The sequence below is a fragment of the Pontibacter saemangeumensis genome (assembly GCF_039541895.1).
GTDB classification, from domain to species: domain Bacteria; phylum Bacteroidota; class Bacteroidia; order Cytophagales; family Hymenobacteraceae; genus Pontibacter; species Pontibacter saemangeumensis.
Window position 1 is genome coordinate 1 of sequence record NZ_BAABHC010000005.1, and the last position, 19,430, is coordinate 19,430.

The window sequence follows — 19,430 nt, forward strand, 5'->3', positions numbered from 1 at the left end:
ACAGAGGAGCGCCCTCCCCGGAAACGGGGCAGGGCGCTCCCGCGTTTACAACCCACCCACCAAAGGGCAGACCGGCGCAGTGGGCATAGAGCAAAGGCGCCTGCCCCAGCCGTATGCGCCCGGGGCAGGCGCCTTTGCCATGGAAGCGGGCGTTCAGCGGGGCCGGCCCTGCCGGTCCCGCTGAACGCACAGCAAGGAGGCCCTGGCTATATATAGCCAGGGCTTTATTTCTGTTACCAAGATCCCTTTATCATCAACAATCCTCATACCGGCTATTTGCTGGTATAGCGTGCACAAAATTAAATAAGCATCCCCTGCTTAATTTCCAATCAAGGCCTTCGTTATATATACCATTGTCGATCTTGTAATACCTAAAGCATTGTATATTGGACTATATATAACTGCTGCTTCATTTTATAAGTATAGCACATTGGCAACTGTTGTTTTTCGGCGCTTTCCTCTATAACTTGTCGTATGGCTTTTTTATACCCGACTTTTCTTGCCGCCCTTGCTGCTGTGGCTGTGCCAATCATTCTTCACTTGGTGCAGCTAAGGCGGGCGAAACGGGTAATTTTCAGTAACGTCAGGTTTATTCAGGCTTCTAAGGACTTGACAGCCAGCCAGCGCAACCTGAAGGAACTGCTGATACTCCTGTGCCGGATCTTATTCATTGTTTTCCTGGTGCTGGCTTTTGCACAGCCTTTTCTTCCTGCCTCTGATGCCGCCGCACCAGCCGATGCCTCAGAGGTTGCCATCGTAGTAGACAATTCCTACAGTATGCAGAACCTGCATGCGGAACAGGATTTAACGCTGCTAAACATAGCGTCAGACAGAGCCAGGGATATCATCCGGATGTTTCCGGGATCCACTTCTTTTAAAGTAATATCGGGCAACAGTCCTGGCCATGGAGCACCGGTGCAGGAATCGGAGGCAGAAGGATTTTTAACCGAGCTTGATTTTTCTGCAAAAGACTTAGTTTTCTCCCGGACAGCTACGGCGAGTCGTGCCTCCCACACTTTTATATTGTCTGACTTTCAGAAAAGCACTTTTAAGCCTTCGTTGCTGCAAGGATATGACAGTACAACCCAGGTGCACCTGGTGCCTATCGCAGCGGCAGCCACCTCAAACGTCGCGATTGATTCTGTTTATTTGGAAGATGAGTTTATCCGTTCCGCAGCGGACAATGTGCTTCATGTGAGTTTGTTCAACGCAGGCGAAGAAGCGCTGGAGGACGTGCAGGTCAGGCTCATTGTCGAGAACCGGCAGGTGGCGGCGCTAAGCGTGAACCTACCCCCGCAGCAAGCGACAGAGGCAGTGATGAATTTCAGGGTGGAAGGTGCCGGAACGAAGCGCGCTTATATAGAAGTGGAGGACTACCCCGTAGAGTTTGACAACACCTATTACTTTGTGTTATCGCCGGCGTCCAACATTGCCGTTACCGAAATTACGGACAATGCTTCCTCATCGCTGCAGCGCCTGTATCAGAACGAGCCTTTTTTCAGCTTTACCTCTTATACGGCGGGCAATATAAATTATGCGCAGGCAGGCACTTCAGATATTATTATATTAAACGGTGTCGCCAACCTTTCTTCTGCGCTGGCTGCCACGGTCGCTAATTTCGTGAAGGAGGGGGGCACCGTGGCTGTTATACCCCCTGCCGGTGGCGAGGAGGCAGGGTATGCTGCCCTGTTCCAAAACCTGAACATTCCTGCCAGCTTTACCGGGGCAACTGCCGCAAGCAGCAAAACCAACGTTGCCCCCCCTGATCCAAACAACCCTTTTTTCAGGACCATCTTCTCTGAGTACGACCCAAAAATGCAGATGCCGGCGGCTGTGCGCAGTGTTGCCTGGTCAAGGGCGTCCGAAGACATTCTGAAGTACAGGGGCGGCGCGCCCTTTCTGTCAAGGTTCGACAGAGGCAACGGCCACCTATATATGATGGCAGCGCCGCTGGAACAGGACTTTAGTGCTTTGGCCAATCATGCGCTCTTCGTACCGATCATGTACAAACTGGCGATCGGGAGTTACAAGCAGCAGCAGGCGCTGGCCTATACCCTGTCTGGCAGCACGATTCAGGTGCCCGCCATCAGCAAAACAAAGAAAGAAGGTGTATATGCGCTGCAGAAAGACAGCCTTGCGTTTATACCGGAGCAACAGGTAAGGGGCGGCAAGCTCTTTTTTGATACACCGGCAGCCATGGACGAGGCCGGCTTTTACACGCTCCAAATGCAGGATTCCACCATCACCACCCTGGCATTTAACTATGGCAAGGCCGAGTCCAATTTGGCGCAATACGCGCCGGATGAACTGCGGGCGCTGGTGGGGCCGGGCCGGGAGAACGTGCACATATATGATGCGGAGGATGCCTTCTCGGTGAAGGATGCGTTTGAAAAAAGATATTTTGGCGTGAAGCTTTGGAAATATTGCCTAATATTGTGTCTGTTTTTCCTGATGGCCGAAATAGCTCTTATTAGATTCCTCTAGCATGAAAATACTTCTCCAAGCAGCAACAATCTACAACCCGCAATCCGACTACCACTTACAGCAGCAGCATATCCTGATCGAAGACGGCATTATTACCTATATAGGCCAGGAAGCGAGAGAGGCGGACGAGACTGTCGCCGCGGAAGGCCTTTGTGTGTCGGCGGGGTGGGTAGATCTGCATGCCTTTGTGGGGGAACCCGGGCTGGAGTATAAGGAAGACCTGCATTCTGTGGCGGCGGCAGCGGCGGCGGGGGGCTTTACCGAAGTGGTTTGCCTGCCGAATGTAGAGCCGGTGGTACAGTCGAAAGGAGGCGTGAGTTATATCCGAAACAGGTCGCTCCACCTGCCTGTCACGCTGTTGCCGGCAGCAGCCATCACCGTAGGTGCGCAGGGAAAGGACCTGACGGAGATGATTGACCTGCACCAGGCGGGAGCCGTTGCGTTTACCGACGGCACCAACCCGCTGCAGGGCGCAGACATCCTCCTGAAAGCGCTGCAGTATGTGCAGCTGTTTGATGGCCTGCTCATGAACAAGCCGGAGCACACGCGCCTGACAGAGCACGGGCAGATGCACGAGGGAGAAGCCAGCACCCGCTTGGGTATGAAAGGCATTCCATCGCTGGCAGAGGAAGTGATGGTGACGCGCGACCTGCAGTTGCTTGCCTACACGGGCGGCAGAATCCATTTCTCCCTGCTGTCCACGGCAGCGGCCATAGAGGCAGTGCGGCAGGCGAAAGCCGCCGGACTGCTGGTTACCTGCGATGTGGCCAGCTACCAGGCAGCATTTACCGATGCGACCATCCTTCCATTTGACACCAATTACAAAGTGGCGCCCCCCTTCAGAAGCGATGCCGATGTGATGGCGATCAAGCAGGGGTTGCAGGACGGCACCATCGATGCCCTTGTGTCGGCGCATATGCCCCACGACACCGAGGCAAAAAAACTGGAGTTCGACCTGGCGGACTTTGGCATCATCAACCTGGAAACTGCCTTCGCCGTGGCCAGCACCACCCTGAGAGATGTGCTGACAGTGGAGCAGCTGGTGGATAAATTCACCTCTGGCCCACGCCGCATCCTGCGTTTGCCGGAGCCGCGCATCGCCGTGGGGGAGGCCGCCAACCTGACCCTGTTTAATCCGAATGCCACCTGGACGCCGACGGCGGAAGCCACGAAGTCAAAATCCAAGAACAGCCCGTTCTTTGGGCAGCAGCTACGGGGGGAAGTGATCGGCACTATTCACCAGGGGCAGGTGGTGCTCCGTTAATCTTTTTAATTTATTTATATTATATTGAGGTGGTGTTGCCGCAATGGCAACAGCGCCCGCAAGCAGCATGTTGAATCAGACAATAATAAGAGTCGGGATACGCTACGGCGTTGTTGGCAGTGTGGCTTGTTTCGTGCTGGTGCTGGTCCTGTACTTTTTGGGTTATAACCCCTTCGGAGACCTGGGCCGCCTGACTTACCTGCCGATCCCGGTATGCATCTTTCTGGGGATACGGTATTTCAAACTTTTCCATGAGGGGGATGTTGGGTTTGGCAGGGCGCTGCGGGTAGGCCTTTCAGTGGCTTTTTACACGGCGCTTACCACCGCGATGCTGGTGTTCCTGTTTATATATATAGCCGGCGCCGAAGTGCTGCAGAACCACGTCGCGGAGATGAAGGCGCTGCTGGAGGAAACAAGGGAGGAACAGGTGCGGCTGCTGGGGGAGAATATGTACAACGAGGGATACAAAGCTTTAGATAACATTACGCCTGGCATGCTGGCGGCCGACGACTTTGTGAGAAGAATTTTTGTGGGAGGGATATTCTCGTTGATTGCGGCTGTTTTTTTCCGGAAGTAGAAACGTAAAACCTATATAACCCAACCCCATGACATTGTCTGAGAAACAACCCTCCGTCGCATCTGTCGCTTTAAAGTACGGGGCCATCTTTGGCCTGATCGGCATCATCTACCAGGCCATCATCATGATAGCTGACCTGGGCGATAACCGCTGGCTGAGCAGTGTGGCCTATATCATCCTGATCATCGGCCTGGTGGTAGCCATGAAAAACTACAAGGAACTGAACTTCGGCTATATGTCGTATGGGCAGGGGCTTGGCCTGGGCACCTTGCTGTCGGCGGTTTTTGGCTTCTTCACGGGCATCTTCACCTGGATCTATACCTCGTTTGTAGACACCGGTTATATGGGAAGGATTATCGAGAAGCAGCGGGAGCAGATGATCGAGCAGGGCCTGTCTGACGAGCAGATAGATGCAGGCATGGCAATGGCGCAGAACTTCCAGGGGCCGTTGACCATGATTTTGGGAGGAACGGTTATCACCTTAATTATCGGTTTTATCCTGTCGCTGATCATCGCTGCGGTGATGAAGAACAGCCGGCCGGAGTTTGAATAACACATGCAATACCCCTATGATATTTCGGTAGTGGTTCCCCTCTTCAACGAGGAGGAGTCGCTGCCTGAACTGGTGCGCTGGATCAAACGTGTGATGCACGCGCATGAGTTCTCTTATGAAGTGATACTGGTGGACGACGGCAGCACCGACCGCTCCTGGGACGTGGTGTGCGACATCAGTACCGAAGACAATACCGTGAAGGGCATCAGCTTTAACCGCAACTACGGCAAGTCAGCCGCCCTGAACGAAGGCTTCCGGCGCTGCTCGGGCGAGGTGGTCATCACGATGGATGCCGACCTGCAGGACAGCCCGGAGGAGATTCCGGCGCTGTACGACATGATCAAGAACCAGAAGTATGACCTGGTGAGCGGCTGGAAAAAGAAGCGCTACGACCCCCTGAGCAAAACCGTCCCCACGAAATTCTTCAACGCCGCCACGCGCAAACTGTCCGGCATACAGCTGCATGACTTTAACTGTGGCCTGAAAGCCTACCGCCAGCTGGTGGTAAAAAGCATTGAGGTGCACGGCGAGATGCACCGCTATATACCCGTTATCGCGAAGTGGAACGGTTTTACCAGGATAGGTGAAAAGGTAGTACAGCACCAGGAGCGAAAGTACGGCACCACCAAGTTTGGGCTAGAGCGCTTCGTGTACGGCTTCCTCGACCTCCTTTCCATTACGTTTGTGAGCCGCTTCAAAAAGCGCCCGATGCACTTCTTCGGCACGGCGGGCACGCTGATGTTTGTGGTGGGGCTGGGCATAACTCTGTGGCTGATCCTGCAGAAGGTGTTCGGCATATACCAGAACGGCCGCGTGCGCGACATCGTGGACCAGCCGCTGTTCTTCCTGGCGCTGGTAGCCGTGATACTGGGCGTGCAGCTGTTTCTGGCCGGTTTCCTTGCCGAGATGATCTCCCTGGCAGCCAACAAACGCAACGAGTACCTGATTAGGGACCGGGTAGGGGCGCTGAGGAAATAATGGCGGCACGGCGCGTAATCATCGTGGGCCCGTCATATCCTTTGCGCGGCGGCGGCATGGCCACGTTCAACGAACGCCTGGCCTACGCTTTTCAGGAGGCGGGGGACGAGGTGGAGATCGTGACGTTCAGCCTGCAGTATCCTTCTTTCCTGTTCCCCGGCAAGAGCCAGTACTCGGAGGAGCCGGCCCCGGAGGGCCTTCGCATCAAAGTCCTGCTTAACTCCGTGAACCCAGTTAGCTGGTGGCGCACCGGCAACTATATATATAAGCAGCAACCTGACCTCGTGATTTTCCGTTACTGGTTGCCGTTCATGGGGCCTGCTTTCGGGACCATCGCGCGCCTCATACGACGGAACAGGCACAGCCGCATCCTGGCGATCACCGATAATGTGGTGCCGCACGAGAAGCGCCCCGGCGACGTGCCCCTCACCAAATACTTCCTCAGTGCCTGCCACGGCTTTATTACCCTCTCCCGCGCGGTGCTGCAAGACCTGAAGAAGTTTGAGCCCCACAAGCCAAGCCTGTACCTGCCGCACCCGCTCTACGACAACTTTGGCGCTGCCGAGCCCAAAGCCGTTGCCTGTGCGGCGCTTAACCTCGATCCAAGCTACAATTATATCCTGTTTTTCGGCTTCATCCGTGCCTACAAGGGGCTGGACCTGCTGCTGCAGGCCATGGCGGAACCTGCCCTGCGGCAGCGCCCCGACATCAAGCTGATCGTGGCCGGGGAGTTTTACGAAGAGGACGCTCCCTACCAGCAACTCATCGCGGACCTTCACCTGCAGGACCGCCTGGTGCTGCACACCGATTTTATACCCAACGCCGCCGTGCGCCACTATTTCAGTGCCGCCGACCTGGTGGTGCAGCCTTACAGGCACGCCACGCAAAGCGGGGTAACGCAGGTAGCCTACCATTTCGATAAGCCGATGGTGGTGACAAACGTGGGGGGGCTGGCAGAACTGGTGCCGGACGGGGAAGTGGGTTATGTAGTAGCGCCCGATCCGAAGGAGATTGCCGCCGCGGTCACCCGCTTCTACACCTGGAACCAGGGAGAGACTTTCAACCAAAACATCCAGACCTACAAAAAGAAATTCAGCTGGGATTATTTTGTGAAAGCCGTCTGGGAGCTTGCCGGGAAACGATAAGGAAGTCCTTCCCGTGCTTCACATTATATGATGCAGACAAGTGGGAGATTTCCAACAGAGTCGGAGGCCCTTGAGCAAATTCTCTATAACCGGAGAAATAATTATCACTTTCCGGAAGCCGGATTCGTAGGCATGTTAATTTTTACCTGCGCCTGGCTTCCGGAAAGGTAGATTTCATAACAAGTCGCTTAAACCTTCTTCCATCTACGGCTTAAGCTTTTAGAATAATACGGGAGCAGCATCTTTATTATAGAGAAGGTATATATAAGCTGGTATTATATATAACAAACATCGCTGCATGTTATATAGAGAAAGCTGTCAATTCTGCTGATGCTGCGCTCCGGTTGAGCTTTATAGCGGCCGATGGCGTGCAGACGTGGCTATACCATGGCACTGCGCCTATATAATCCACCTTAGAACGGAATTACAGACTGGGTGCGGCAGGCGAAACGGGAGCGGCTACGGCTACATTTTATCTCATCCTTTAGCCTGTTTTGGCCAGGTGAAAAAGAAAGTCGAGCCCTTCCCCAGCGCCGACTTGATCCAGACGCGGCCGCCTTTGTCCTCCACGATCTTTTTGACGGTAGATAGACCAATACCTGATCCCCGTGCTTTTTCTGTGTCACGCAGGAGGCGCTCGAATAAGCCGAATACTTTATGTTGATGCTGGTGCGGAATGCCGGGTCCGTCGTCTTTTACACAGAAGGTATAGCGCTTCGCCGTCTCCTCCGCTTCTATCCATATATTGCCTTTGCCCGTGTGATGGTACTTAAAGGCATTGGAGATCAGGTTAGCGAACACCTGCTGCAGCAGCACCTTTTCAGTGGTGAAGACAGGTAAGTCAGGCGAAATATGGACCTTGATATCCGGGGACGTGCTGTACTCCTCCACCAGCCCCTGTACCAGGTTTTGTACGTTCACCTTCTCTTTGGGCAGGTCCTTTATCTGCACCATTGCATACTGCAACAGCCCCTGCACCAGGTTTTCCATGGCGGCGGTCCGTTCCTTTATCAGGCCCAGGTTCTCAGAAAGGCTCACGTAATCTTTAGCAGCCAGGTCATCCTGCAGCCATTCTGCCAGACTGTTTATGTTCATGATAGGCTCGCGCAAGTCATGCGATACCATGTGCACAAACTCATCCAACTTCTCGTTCGTGGCATACAGTTGCTGCTTCTCCTTTTCCAGTTGCTTCTGTTTCAGGCGAAGCTCCAGGTTCACTACCACTTGCCTGGCAAGCACAAGTAAGGCTGTTTTCTGTTCCTCTGTCAGCTGTTTCGGCACCGTGTCCATTACGCAGAGAGTTCCCACTTTGTAGCCTCCGGAGCTTATGAGCGCAGACCCGGCATAGAACCTGATATGCGGCGGGCCCGTCACAAAGTTACTGTCCCGGAAGCGGTCGTCTTCAAGGGTGTCTTTTACCTCCAGAAGACCCTCAGTGACAAGTGCGTGCTGGCAGAAGGAGATGGCGCGGGGTGTTTCCGCAATATCAAGCCCTACTTTCGATTTTAGCCACTGCCTGTCGTTGGTGATAAGGCTGATAGAAGAGATGGGTGTGCTGCAGATATGCGACGCAAGGGTAGTGAGATCGTCAAAATCTTTTTCAGCAGGTGTGTCAAGAATTTCATAAGCTTCCAAGGCTCTAAGCCTCTCCTTCTCCACGTGATCAACTGAGCCCATTGCTTTCTATCCAAACATTGGTTTTAGTTCTTTATGCTTATAGAATTATATACGTATAAATGAGATTTTCAAGCATTAGATAAAATTTTAAATATTGAACTGGATAAAACCATTGGAAATGCCGTATAGGTGCGGCTACCTACGGTATTGAACAAATGTAAAACGCTCGCTAAGTGCTTTATCTTATCGTTTTGGTGAAAAACAGCAAAGCCCCAGCAGGCATCCTGCTAGGGCTTCTTCGTTTGCTGCTATATATAGCTTTGCTTAAATCAGATCAACACCAGTGTAGTTGAAAGGGGAAATCTGCTTCAGTTCGGCCTTTACCGCATCGCTCACCTGCAGGGTGTCGATGAAACGGTGAATGCTCTGCTCCGTCATTTTCTCGTTTTTGCGGGTCAGTTCTTTCAGGGCCTCATATGGCTGCGGGTAGCCCTCGCGGCGCAGCACCGTCTGTATGCCTTCGGCCACTACCGCCCAGTTGGCCTCCAGGTGCGCATGCAGGGCTGCCTCATTCAGTTCCAGCTTCCCGATACCGCGCTCCAGCGATTTCAGGGCCACCAGGATATGCGCCAGCGGCACCCCCACGCTGCGCAGCACTGTAGAATCTGTCAGGTCGCGCTGCAGGCGGGAGATAGGCAGCTTGGCAGACAGGTGCTCAAGCACAGCGTTTGCGATACCGAAATTCCCTTCCGCGTTCTCGAAATCAATGGGGTTCACTTTATGGGGCATGGCCGACGAACCCACTTCTCCGGCCCTGATCTTCTGCTTGAAATACCCCATGGAGATATACTGCCATACATCCCGGGAGAAATCCAGCAGAATGGTGTTCAGTCGCTTCAGCCCGTCGAAATAGGCAGCCATGTTGTCATAATGCTCAATCTGGGTGGTGTACTGGCTGCGGCGCAGGCCCAGCGTTTCCTGCACGAAGTTGTTGCCGAACTCGGGCCAGTTAATACCCGGGTAGGCCACGTGGTGTGCATTGAAGTTACCGGTTGCGCCACCGAACTTAGCCGAGAAAGGCACCCGGCGCACCTGGTCCAACTGCGCTTCCAGGCGCTCAGCAAACACCATAAACTCTTTGCCCAGGCGGGTAGGCGAGGCAGGCTGGCCGTGCGTGTGCGCCAGCATCGGTATGGCTTTCCACTGCCGGGCCAGGTCGGCCAGTACCACGCATATGTTCTGGTAAGCCGGTTGCAGCACCTGCGTGTCAGCCTCCAGCATCGAGAGCGGGATTGCGGTGTTGTTCACATCCTGCGAGGTAAGCCCGAAATGGATAAACTCCTTGTGGTCGCCGAGGCCCAGGGTATCAAACCTGTCCTTGAGGAAGTACTCCACGGCCTTCACGTCGTGGTTCGTCACTTTCTCCGTCTCCTTGATGAGCAGGGCGTCCTTTTCAGAGAATTCAGCATACAGGGTGCGCAACTGCGGGAACAGGTCCTTGTCAACGCCTGCCAGTTGGGGCAGGGGCAGCTCGCACAGTGCAATAAAGTACTCCACCTCTACCAGCACCCGGTAGCGGATCAGGCCGAATTCAGAAAAATAGCCGGCGAGTTCGGAGGTATGGCGGCGGTAGCGGCCATCTACCGGCGAAATAGCAGTAAGTGAGGTCAGGTTCATACAGGAGGTAATGCTTTGTCCAAAGATACACAGGTTTGCCGCAGGATGCCAAAAGCACACCCGCTGATTTCGCTGCACGGGGTTCCCGGATAAATAAGTTTGCTTCTAACTTCCTGCTAATTATATGTTTATATGGGCGGGATACCGTAGCTTTGGCACTATGCTTGTATAAAGGGCTTGTATAATATATCTTAACCTACATACTTCCGTAGAACGAGTGGTGTGATTGCGCCGCTCTCCGGCATGAAATTGACTATATTGTGTGCTGCCTGGGCAGAAGAAAACCATTTTTAATTCGCATCAGAACATTTTGGACCATCGTTTAAGAAACAGACTATTAGCTATATTTGGCGGTATCATCGCCTTCTTTTTGCTACTCATTGTACTGCTTTTCGCCTTCAGAAGCCGGGTGCTGCAGTATACCCTCGGCCGGGTGGAGGCGAAAGTGGAAAACAGGTACCCCGCTGACTTCAACATTGGCAGTGCCGAGTTTGATGACTGGAATTCTGTGGTTCTCACAGATATTTCCTTCGTGCCGCATCAGCAGGACACCCTTTTCAGGACCGACAGCGTGTATGCGGCCATCAGTGTCCGGTCTATCTTTGCAGGTCGCATCGTGTTCAAGCGCCTGGAGGTGGATAACACTTACCTGACGGCGGTGAAAGACGAAAATGGCTCAAACTTCAGTTTTCTTCTGAAGAAGGAGGAGGTACCCGGTAAGAAAGATGCCGCACCGCCGGCAGACTCCACTGCCGAAGAGCGCAACTACGGCGCCCTGCTCAACCGCGTAATTGAAACCGCTTTCAAGAACGTGCCGGACCAGGTCGACTTTAACAACCTGAACGCCTCTTACGTCTCCACCAACCGCACCATCAACATGGCCATGCCGTACCTGCGCATTAACGACGGGCAGATCGCCTCCCAGTTGTCGGTGCAGACAGACTCGCTGGAGAATAACATGCGGGTGTTCGGCACCATCGACCCGAAAGCTTACCGCATTGCAGGCCGCTTATATGCCTACGACGACATGGGCGTGCGCATCCCGTACATCAAAAAGAAGCTGGACGCGGCCGTTACGTTCGACACCGTCCGCTTTAGCCTGGATAGCAAGCAATTCAGGAATGAGAAGCTGACCATCCGGGGAAGTGCCATGGTAAACAACCTGACGCTGAACCACCCGATGCTGTCCGGCGAGGATGATATAAATGTGCGGGAGAGTGAGCTGGACTATGTCGTCACGCTTGGGCCCAACCTGTACGTGGTCGACAGCCTGACGGAGGTGCGTGTGAACAGGGCAAAGGCCAATTTTTATGCCTCCTACGAGAAGGTGGATACCACCAAGATCATCGACCTGATGGTGAAGACAGAGCAGATGCCGGCAAATGACTTTTTCCAGTCGCTGCCCACCGGCCTTTTCGAAAATCTGGAGGGCATACAGGCGCAGGGCTGGCTGCAGTATGACATGAAGTTCCACGTGAACATGGACAGCCTGAACCAGCTGGTATTCAACTCGGATTTGGATGCCTCAGAGGACTTTGAGATAAAGGAGTGGGGCAACACGAACATTGAGAAGATTAACCGTTCTTTTGTGCACACGGTATATGAGTATGGCAAACCGGTGCGCACGTTCACGGTGGGGCCGTCAAACCCTTTTTACAGCCCGATTAGCGAAATCTCACCGTACCTGCGCAACGCGATCCTGAGTGCCGAGGACGCAGGCTTTTACAGCCACAACGGTTTCCATGAGGAGGCGTTCAGGCAGGCGATTATTAAGAACCTGAAAGAAGGCGAGTTTGCCCGCGGCGGCAGTACCATCTCCATGCAGTTGGTAAAGAACGTTTTCCTGTCCAGGAAAAAAACCGTAGCCCGCAAAGTGGAAGAAGCCATCATTGTCTGGCTGATCGAGAACGAGGATCTCGTCTCTAAAAACAGGTTGTTCGAGGTGTATCTCAACATTATTGAGTGGGGCCCGAACGTATATGGCGCCAAAGACGCTTCCCGGTTTTACTTCGGGAAGCAGCCTTCGGAGCTGAACCTGGCAGAAGCCATTTTTCTGACGAGCATCATCCCAAGCCCGAAACGCTACCGCTCTTCCTTCGACAGCTATGGAAACTTGCGCAGCTACAAAGGCGGATACTACCGGCTGATTGGCGGCATAATGCGCCGGCGTGGCCTGATTTCGCAGGAGGAGTACGAAAACCTGACCCCGAACGTAAGTCTCTACGGCCGTGCCCGCGACCTGATCGTGACGGCGCAGGACACTACCGCTGTGGAAGAGGATACTACCAGGTTTGAGCTGGAAACCATCGACCTGCTGGAGTTTTAAAAGAAAGCGAACCTATATACAACGGCCCCGCATGTTTGTGCGAGGCCGTTGTGCTTTCATTTAAGACTGTGGATAGATTATAAGTAGCGGGTAGTAAAGTTTATGCTTGGACTTCTGTCAGGAACCGAAGCAATTCATTGAAACCAAAAGTAAAAATCATATATAGTTTTATGTCTTGTGCCATGATAAGGGTGCCGCTTAACCTGCTTGTCCCATGAAAAAAGAGCGACAGGCAACCGAGGGGCTGGTGGGGCTTATCCCGAGAGCCGGCGCATTGGCGGCCCGGGCGGGGCTGGATTGGTTTCTGCTGGCTCTGATCGGAATGATCTTATTGGCCTGGCTGTTTCCGGAACTCGGTGTAGACCGGGAGCCGCTTTCGCTGGGCGATGTGGCGAATTACGGCGTGTCGCTGATCTTCTTTTTCTACGGGCTGCGTCTGAGCCCCGGTAAGCTGAAGGCCGGCCTGAGCAGCTGGCGCCTGCACCTGGTGGTGCAACTGAGCACTTTTGTGCTGTTTCCGCTGCTTATTCTGCCGCTGCGCTCTTTTTTTGAGGGAGGTGAGCAGGAACTGCTCTGGCTGGGCACGTTTTACCTGGCTGCCCTGCCGTCCACGGTGTCTTCGTCGGTGGTGATGGTGTCGATAGCGGGAGGCAATATCCCGGCGGCCATTTTCAACGCCAGTATCTCCAGCCTCATCGGCATCTTTGTGACGCCGCTTTGGATGGGGCTGTTCCTGACCAGCAGCTCCGGAGCGTTTGATTTAGGGAGCGTGATGGGCAAGCTGGTGCTGCAGGTGCTGCTTCCCGTGGTGCTGGGCATCGTGCTGCACCGCTACTGGGGAGTTTTCGCGGAGCGCAACAAGAAAAAGCTGCGGATTTTTGACCAGGTCATCATCCTTCTCATCGTGTTCACCTCTTTCTGCGAGTCCTTCGCCCGTGATATGTTCAGCGGCTACAGCCTCTTAGACTTAACAGCGCTTGGTGCAGCCATGGTGGGGTTGTTTTTCCTGGTATACGGCATCACGAGCGCCATCAGCCGCCTGCTGGGCTTTAACCGCGAAGACCGCATCACCGCCATCTTCTGCGGCTCTAAAAAGTCGCTGGTGCACGGCACGGTCATGTCCAAAGTGCTGTTCCCGGACGCCAACATTGTCGGCATTATCCTGCTGCCGATCATGCTCTACCATGCGCTGCAGCTGCTCGCCTCCAGCGTCATAGCCCAGGCTACCGCGCGTAAAGCCGGATGGGAGGCAACAGGGGAATAGTGTGGTGTGGTTTAGATAAAAAAGCCAGCCGGCTATATATAACCGGCTGGCTTTTTTATCTAAACCACATATAAACCTAAGCGGTTTGCCGCTGACGGAGCGCGGCTTTTTCCTCCTCTGCGTGCAGCAGCTTTTTATCCAGGATAAACGGGCCGAAGGGCAGGAGAGAGGCAAGCACGCCGGCGGCCACCTTCAGCACAGACCAGCGGTGCACCAGCGTTACCTGCAGCAGTGCCACCATATATAGGACAAAAAGCACGCCGTGCGCCCAGCCGACATATTTCACAACTTCCGGAATTCCCAGCATGTACTTGATCGGCATGGCTATGCCCAGCAACAGCAGGTAAGAGATTCCTTCGTAAATGCCCACAGTGCGGAGGCGGGAAATAGGAGTTTTCATGTTGAAAAAAGCTTAAGTTTGATGCTGCTTTGCAACAGCGCAAAGGTAAAAAACGTGCCCTTGCTAACACAGTTTCACCGCAAGTTTCTGCCCGGCCGTGCCTATAAAAGGCGAAGCGTTATAGCTGCTACGGCCATAACGCTTCGTCTCTATTCATATATGAGAACATATAGCATACCCTATGCCTTGCTACCGGCTATATGGAGCCGGAATGGGCTTGGGTTTCAGTTACTTCTCTACGGAGCTTTCTGAGGTTTTAGGCGCCGGAGCGGCATTCATTACCTCGTTCTGTACACCGATAGAATGCTGGTGAATAGCGTCGAAGATAGCTTTGATAAAGCCTTCGTCCACACCGATTTCGTTAGCCAGCCTCAGTCTGTCCTGCACGATCTCTTTCCAGCGGCCTGCCTGAAAAATGTCAAGCGCATTGGCACGCTTGTACTCCCCAATGCGCTTCGACACATCAGAGCGCAGGAACAGCAAGTTCACCAGGTCGTGGTCCAGACGGTCGATGAGGCTGCGCAGGTCCTGCAGCTGTCCCGGTCCTGCCACATGCTCATGGTCAAGGTCCAGGCTGTTCAACAGCAATGTCAATCCTTCCGGCGTTACCTGCTGCGAGGCGTCGCTCAGGGCCACATCCGGGTTTATATGCGATTCAATCATCAAACCGTCCACGCCTAGGTGCAGTGCCTGCTGGCTTACGGTTTGCAGCAGGTCGCGACGGCCTGCTATATGGCTTGGGTCGCAGAACAACGGAATGCCCGGTGCCAGCGCACGGATCTGCTGGATGGTTTCCCACTTGGGGTGGTTGCGGTAAGGCTTGTTGTTCGGGGTGGAGAAACCTCTGTGAATTAGTCCCAGGTCCGTGATACCGGCACGGTTCAGGCGCTCCAGGGCACCCAGCCACAGCTGTATATCCGGGTTTACCGGGTTTTTCACCAACACAGGAATATCCACACCCTGCAGGGCATCAGCCACTTCCTGCACCGAGAACGGATTAACCGTTGTGCGCGCCCCTACCCATAGAATATCGACACCATACTCCAGCGCCTCTTCCACGTGCTGCGTGTTCGCCACTTCTACGGCAGTTGGCAAGCCTGTTTCCTGCTTCACGGTCCGGAGCCACTCTAAACCTACTCTACCTACTCCCTCGAACAAACCCGGGCGCGTGCGTGGCTTCCAGATACCCGCTCTGAAAATATGCACCCGGTGGTCTTTGATCAGCCCGCGCGCTGTCTGAAGCATTTGCTCTTCGCTCTCGGCGCTGCAAGGGCCACTGATGAGGGTAGGAATGGTACGACTTTTCAGAATTTTTGAGTCGGTAGTGATGTTTAGTTTTGAATTATTTGAGCTCATGGTTAATGGTTTGTAAAGTATGATGTTTGATTCTTTTGGTGGCTTCTTCTAACAGGGCTGCTGATACACAAAGCGATACACGTAAATATCGTTCCCCCTGGCTGCCGAAAATTTTACCTGGCGTGATAAAAACCCCTGCTTCGTAGAGCAGTTCGTCCAGGTACGCTTCCACATCGGCAATGTGGTCCGGCACGCGCGCCCACACAAACATGCCCACCGTGTTGGGCTGGTAGCGGCAGTGCAGCGTGTCCAGCAACTCAAGCACCAGCTCCTTGCGGGCGGCATATACCTGGTTGCGCGCCTCGTGCCAGGCACTGTCGTTTTGCAGGGCCTCCACGGCCGCTTGCTGCACAGGCAGGAACATGCCGGAGTCCATGTTGCTTTTCACGGCCAGTATGGTAGCCAGGTACTCCGGGTTGCCGAGCACCATGCCCACGCGCCAGCCCGCCATGTTATGCGATTTGCTCAGCGAGTTCAGCTCCAGGCAGCAGTCCTTCGCGTCCGCTATGCTTAATAAACTCAGCGGTGACTGATTCGGCAGCACGAGGCTGTAGGGGTTGTCGTTGATGAGCAGGATCTGGTGCTGGCGGGCAAAGGCCACCAGTTTCTCGAGCATGCCGGCAGTGGCCTCGGTGCCGGTAGGCATATGCGGATAGTTGATCCACATCAGCTTTACGCCACCCTCCTGTACCAGTTGCAGCAGTTCCTGCTCCTGCGGGAGCCAGCCGTTTTCCTCGCTCAGGGTATAGCTTACCGGCTCTGCGCCAGCCAGTCGGGCCGCTGAAGAGTACGCCGGGTAGCCCGGGTTTGGCACCAGCACCTTGTCACCGGGGTTCAGGAACGCCAGCGATATATGCACGATGCCTTCCTTCGAGCCCATCAGCGGGAGCACCTCAGCCTCCGTTAGCGTTACACCATATACCTGGCTATACCAGTCAGCCACCGCCTGCCGGAAAGCCGGAATACCGTTGTAGGGCTGGTAGCCGTGGCTCTGAGGCCCGGAGGCCGAGGTGTGCAGCGCATCAACGGTCGCCGTGGAGGGCAATTGGTCGGGGTTGCCGATGCCAAGGTTGATGATCTGTTTGCCCTGCGCGTTGAGTGCCCGCACTTCGGCCAGTTTCCTGGCGAAGTAGTATTCCTGCACGTGCTGGAGGCGGTCTGCTTTCGGAATGATCATGGGTTAAGCTTGTAAGGTCTTCACCTTCTTTTTAGGGTTCGGGTGCTCCGGGTATTTCGTCTTGTGGTAGAGCCCGAGCAACTGCTGGTACTCCACCAGGGGCTCCAGCGACGCGATGGTCTCCTGCAGGTTCACGCTCGATTCTCCCTCCAGCTCTATCACCATATAATGCGCGTAGCTGCGGGCAATGGCCGGAAGCGTCTGTATCAGCGCGGTGTGGATGCCGTGCAGGCTCAGTTGCGTGAATATATCAGCCAGCGACCTGTCATGCGACACCTGCAGCAGGAGCGTTGCCTTGTTGGCCGTCCCAACTTCCTTTGGCCGCTCCCGGTTCACCACCAGGAAGCGGGTGAAGTTGTCGCGCCGGTCCTCGATGTTCTCTGCCAGCATCTCCAGGCCATAGAGGGCTGCTGCCTGCTTGCTTGCAATGGCGGCTACGCCTTCCAGGCCTTTTTCCCTGATTTCTTTTGCGCTGTCAGCGGTGTCGTGGCTTTCCTGCAACTGCAGCTGCGGCTGCAGCGTCAGGAACTCGGTGCACTGGTTCAGGGCCATCGGGTGCGAGACCACTTTGCGCAGGTCCTGCAGCTGCTGGCCCGGCAACGCCATCAGGTTCTGCTCGATCGGCAGCCACAGCTCGCCCGTCACAAACAGGTTGTACTGGTGCAGCAGGTTGTAGTTCGGCAGAATGCTACCCGCCAGGGTGTTCTCGACAGCCATCACGGCCTGGTCGGCCTTGCTTTTGTGCAGCACCTCGCACAGTTCCCGGAACGACTGGCACGGCATGCTTTTTACTTCATACTCGGGGAAGTACTGCTGGGCGGCCACCTCGTGGAAGGAGGCAGGGCCTCCCTGAATCGCTACTTTAATTTTTTTCTGTATCATGTAAAGAAAAAAGCCCCGCTTAAGGCGGGGCTTCCTGAGTTATATACTGTGATGCACTTACACAATAGCTTATCTCTGGAGCCCCGGCGGAGTACCAAAAAAGTAGTAGCTAAAGTAAAGTGTAATGTGCTGTATCATTGCCTGCTTCTAATATCTGGGCTAAACTTAGTAAAGTAATTCTGTAAAGTCAAAACTTTTCTGTTTTTTGTTGCTAAAAATTGAAAAAAAGGACAAAAGCGGTTCCAAATTGGTGATGTTGCCGTTGCTCTGGGCAGCTGCCCCATATAAATTCAGATGAAGGGCACCATGCGGTTGCGCTATATATAGCTGTTCTGTTTTCTCTTTCTTTCCCCCCTGAATACAACCTATATAAACAAAAGGCGGTACCTGCCCTATATGCCCGGCAGGCACCGCCTCTGCTCCCTAAATTATCGCGGACGCCCCTAACCCGGTGTTGCGAGTGTTCTGCTGCTGCAGCTCATTCAGGACTGCCGCCACCAAGCTTTTATCGGCGCCGTTGGATGTGGTGCGCTGCAGCCATTCGTGCAGCTGCTTCTGCCAGCGCTGTGCCTGCAGGCTGGGTTGCAGGTCACCGACCTGGCGCTGGCTCATTTTCTTCGACATCGCCGTGCGGCGCAGCAACAACTCCATCAGTTCATCATCGAGGCTTTCGATCTGCTGGCTCAGCTCATCCAACTGCTCTACCAACTCGGTGGTGCCCGTCAACTTCACCTTAGATGCCACGGCATTCACCAGCAAGTCCAGCTCCTGCGGCAAGAGCTGCTGTTGCGGACTGCTAAGGGCAGCCGGCGGGTTGGTGTGCGACTCAAACAGCAAACCGTCAATTCCCAGATCCACCGCCTTCTGGCTCACCGGGTACAGCAGGCTGCGGCGGCCCGCTATATGGGCGGCGTCGCACAGCACCGGCAGTTCCGGGTACAGGTCCTTTAACTGCAACATGTGGTCCCAGCGCGGATGGTTGCGGTACGGGTACTGCTCATCAGTGGAGAAGCCCCTGTTTATCACCCCGAAATCAGACAAACCGGCCTGCTGCAGGCGCTCCAGCGCCCCGATCCACAGTTCCAGGTTCGGGTAAACGGGGTTGTTTACGAGCACCGGCATATGGGTGCCCTTCAACACCGCGGCTATCTCTTCCATGGCAAACGGGTTCACCGTGGCCCTGCCGCTGATGGTCAGCAGGTCGATGTTGTGCTTCAGGGCAGCTTCGGCATGCTGGGCATTGGCAATCTCGCAGGCTGTGCGGAGCCCGGTTTCCTTTTTCACCATGTCCAGCCATTGTAGCCCCACCGTGCCGACGCCTTTGAAGGAGTCGGGGCGTGTGCGCGACTTCCAGATGCCTGCCCTGAAGACTGAAATGCCCTTGATGGCTTTCAGTTGCTGGGCTGTCTTCAGCATCTGTTCTTCGCTTTCTGCACTGCACGGTCCAGCAATCAGCACCAGGGAGCCGTCCGGGTTGCGGAAGCTGCTCTGCGGCGCTACATTGATGGTTGTTCTACTTGCTTTCATGATTACCTGAATTTAAATTGAGTTTATGCTTGTTTGGGCTTAAAATGAATAATTGGCTGTAAATGAAAGAGGCCCCGTTTTTAGCGGGGCCTCTTAGGTATATTTAGTTCGAAAACTATGTGCAACGCACTACCATGGGAGCCCCGACTGAGGAACCTTGAAGGAATTGGTTAGAATTTGCGCGACTAGCCTTGTCATATCTT

16 protein-coding genes are annotated in these 19,430 nt (G+C 54.3%); 9 read left to right on the forward strand and 7 right to left on the reverse strand.

The features are described from left to right. The 7 genes from ABD920_RS06305 to ABD920_RS06335 form a co-directional block, all read left to right on the forward strand. Positions 1-184, forward strand: a 184-nt coding sequence (locus ABD920_RS06305; RefSeq protein WP_345157620.1) for a hypothetical protein, incomplete at its 5' end; no start/stop codon positions are given. A gap of 290 nt (positions 185-474) precedes the next feature. Next, positions 475-2,484, forward strand: coding sequence for a BatA domain-containing protein (locus tag ABD920_RS06310; RefSeq protein ID WP_345157621.1), 2,010 nt, complete (start codon positions 475-477; stop codon positions 2,482-2,484). A 1-nt stretch (position 2,485) separates the two neighbouring features. Next, a complete protein-coding gene (locus tag ABD920_RS06315) occupies positions 2,486-3,748 on the forward strand; it encodes a dihydroorotase (protein ID WP_345157622.1) in 1,263 nt (420 codons plus the stop codon). A 67-nt stretch (positions 3,749-3,815) separates the two neighbouring features. After that, positions 3,816-4,325: a DUF4199 domain-containing protein gene (locus tag ABD920_RS06320; protein ID WP_345157623.1), complete on the forward strand. Its 510-nt coding sequence runs from the start codon at positions 3,816-3,818 to the stop codon at positions 4,323-4,325. A 28-nt stretch (positions 4,326-4,353) separates the two neighbouring features. Continuing rightward, positions 4,354-4,878, forward strand: coding sequence for a DUF4199 domain-containing protein (locus ABD920_RS06325; protein WP_345157624.1), 525 nt, complete (start codon positions 4,354-4,356; stop codon positions 4,876-4,878). A gap of 3 nt (positions 4,879-4,881) precedes the next feature. After that, positions 4,882-5,856, forward strand: a complete 975-nt coding sequence (locus ABD920_RS06330; protein ID WP_345157625.1) for a glycosyltransferase family 2 protein — start codon at positions 4,882-4,884, stop codon at positions 5,854-5,856. Further along, positions 5,856-7,001: a glycosyltransferase gene (locus ABD920_RS06335; RefSeq protein ID WP_345157627.1), complete on the forward strand. Its 1,146-nt coding sequence runs from the start codon at positions 5,856-5,858 to the stop codon at positions 6,999-7,001. Before ABD920_RS06330 ends, ABD920_RS06335 begins: the two co-directional genes overlap by 1 nt. Positions 7,002-7,478: 477 nt before the next feature. On the opposite strand, the gene ABD920_RS06340 is transcribed toward ABD920_RS06335, so the two are convergent. Next, positions 7,479-8,678: a sensor histidine kinase gene (locus ABD920_RS06340; RefSeq protein WP_345157629.1), complete on the reverse strand. Its 1,200-nt coding sequence runs from the start codon at positions 8,676-8,678 to the stop codon at positions 7,479-7,481. 264 nt (positions 8,679-8,942) lie between these two features. Continuing rightward, complete coding sequence (gene purB / locus ABD920_RS06345) at positions 8,943-10,295, reverse strand: adenylosuccinate lyase (protein WP_345157630.1); 1,353 nt, start codon at positions 10,293-10,295, stop codon at positions 8,943-8,945. A 370-nt stretch (positions 10,296-10,665) separates the two neighbouring features. On the opposite strand from purB, the gene ABD920_RS06350 reads away from it, so the two are divergent. Beyond that, positions 10,666-12,621 carry a transglycosylase domain-containing protein gene (locus tag ABD920_RS06350; protein WP_345157631.1) on the forward strand — a complete coding sequence of 652 codons (1,956 nt, stop codon included), beginning with the start codon at positions 10,666-10,668 and terminating at the stop codon, positions 12,619-12,621. A 214-nt stretch (positions 12,622-12,835) separates the two neighbouring features. Further along, entirely contained in the window at positions 12,836-13,885 is a 1,050-nt protein-coding gene (locus tag ABD920_RS06355; RefSeq protein WP_345157634.1) for a bile acid:sodium symporter family protein, read from the forward strand. 76 nt (positions 13,886-13,961) lie between these two features. On the opposite strand, the gene ABD920_RS06360 is transcribed toward ABD920_RS06355, so the two are convergent. From ABD920_RS06360 to ABD920_RS06380, 5 genes are all read right to left on the reverse strand, one after another. Beyond that, positions 13,962-14,285 carry a DUF3817 domain-containing protein gene (locus ABD920_RS06360; protein WP_345157636.1) on the reverse strand — a complete coding sequence of 108 codons (324 nt, stop codon included), beginning with the start codon at positions 14,283-14,285 and terminating at the stop codon, positions 13,962-13,964. A 228-nt stretch (positions 14,286-14,513) separates the two neighbouring features. Continuing rightward, positions 14,514-15,641, reverse strand: coding sequence for a chorismate mutase (locus ABD920_RS06365; RefSeq protein ID WP_345157638.1), 1,128 nt, complete (start codon positions 15,639-15,641; stop codon positions 14,514-14,516). After that, entirely contained in the window at positions 15,628-16,818 is a 1,191-nt protein-coding gene (locus ABD920_RS06370; RefSeq protein WP_345157639.1) for a pyridoxal phosphate-dependent aminotransferase, read from the reverse strand. The genes ABD920_RS06365 and ABD920_RS06370 overlap by 14 nt, the downstream gene beginning before the upstream one ends. Before the next feature lie 3 nt (positions 16,819-16,821). After that, positions 16,822-17,700, reverse strand: a complete 879-nt coding sequence (locus tag ABD920_RS06375) for a prephenate dehydratase (protein ID WP_345157641.1) — start codon at positions 17,698-17,700, stop codon at positions 16,822-16,824. A 423-nt stretch (positions 17,701-18,123) separates the two neighbouring features. Continuing rightward, positions 18,124-19,227 (reverse strand): chorismate mutase, encoded by a 1,104-nt coding sequence (locus ABD920_RS06380; protein ID WP_345157643.1) that lies wholly within the window; start codon positions 19,225-19,227, stop codon positions 18,124-18,126. Positions 19,228-19,430: the final 203 nt, after the last annotated feature.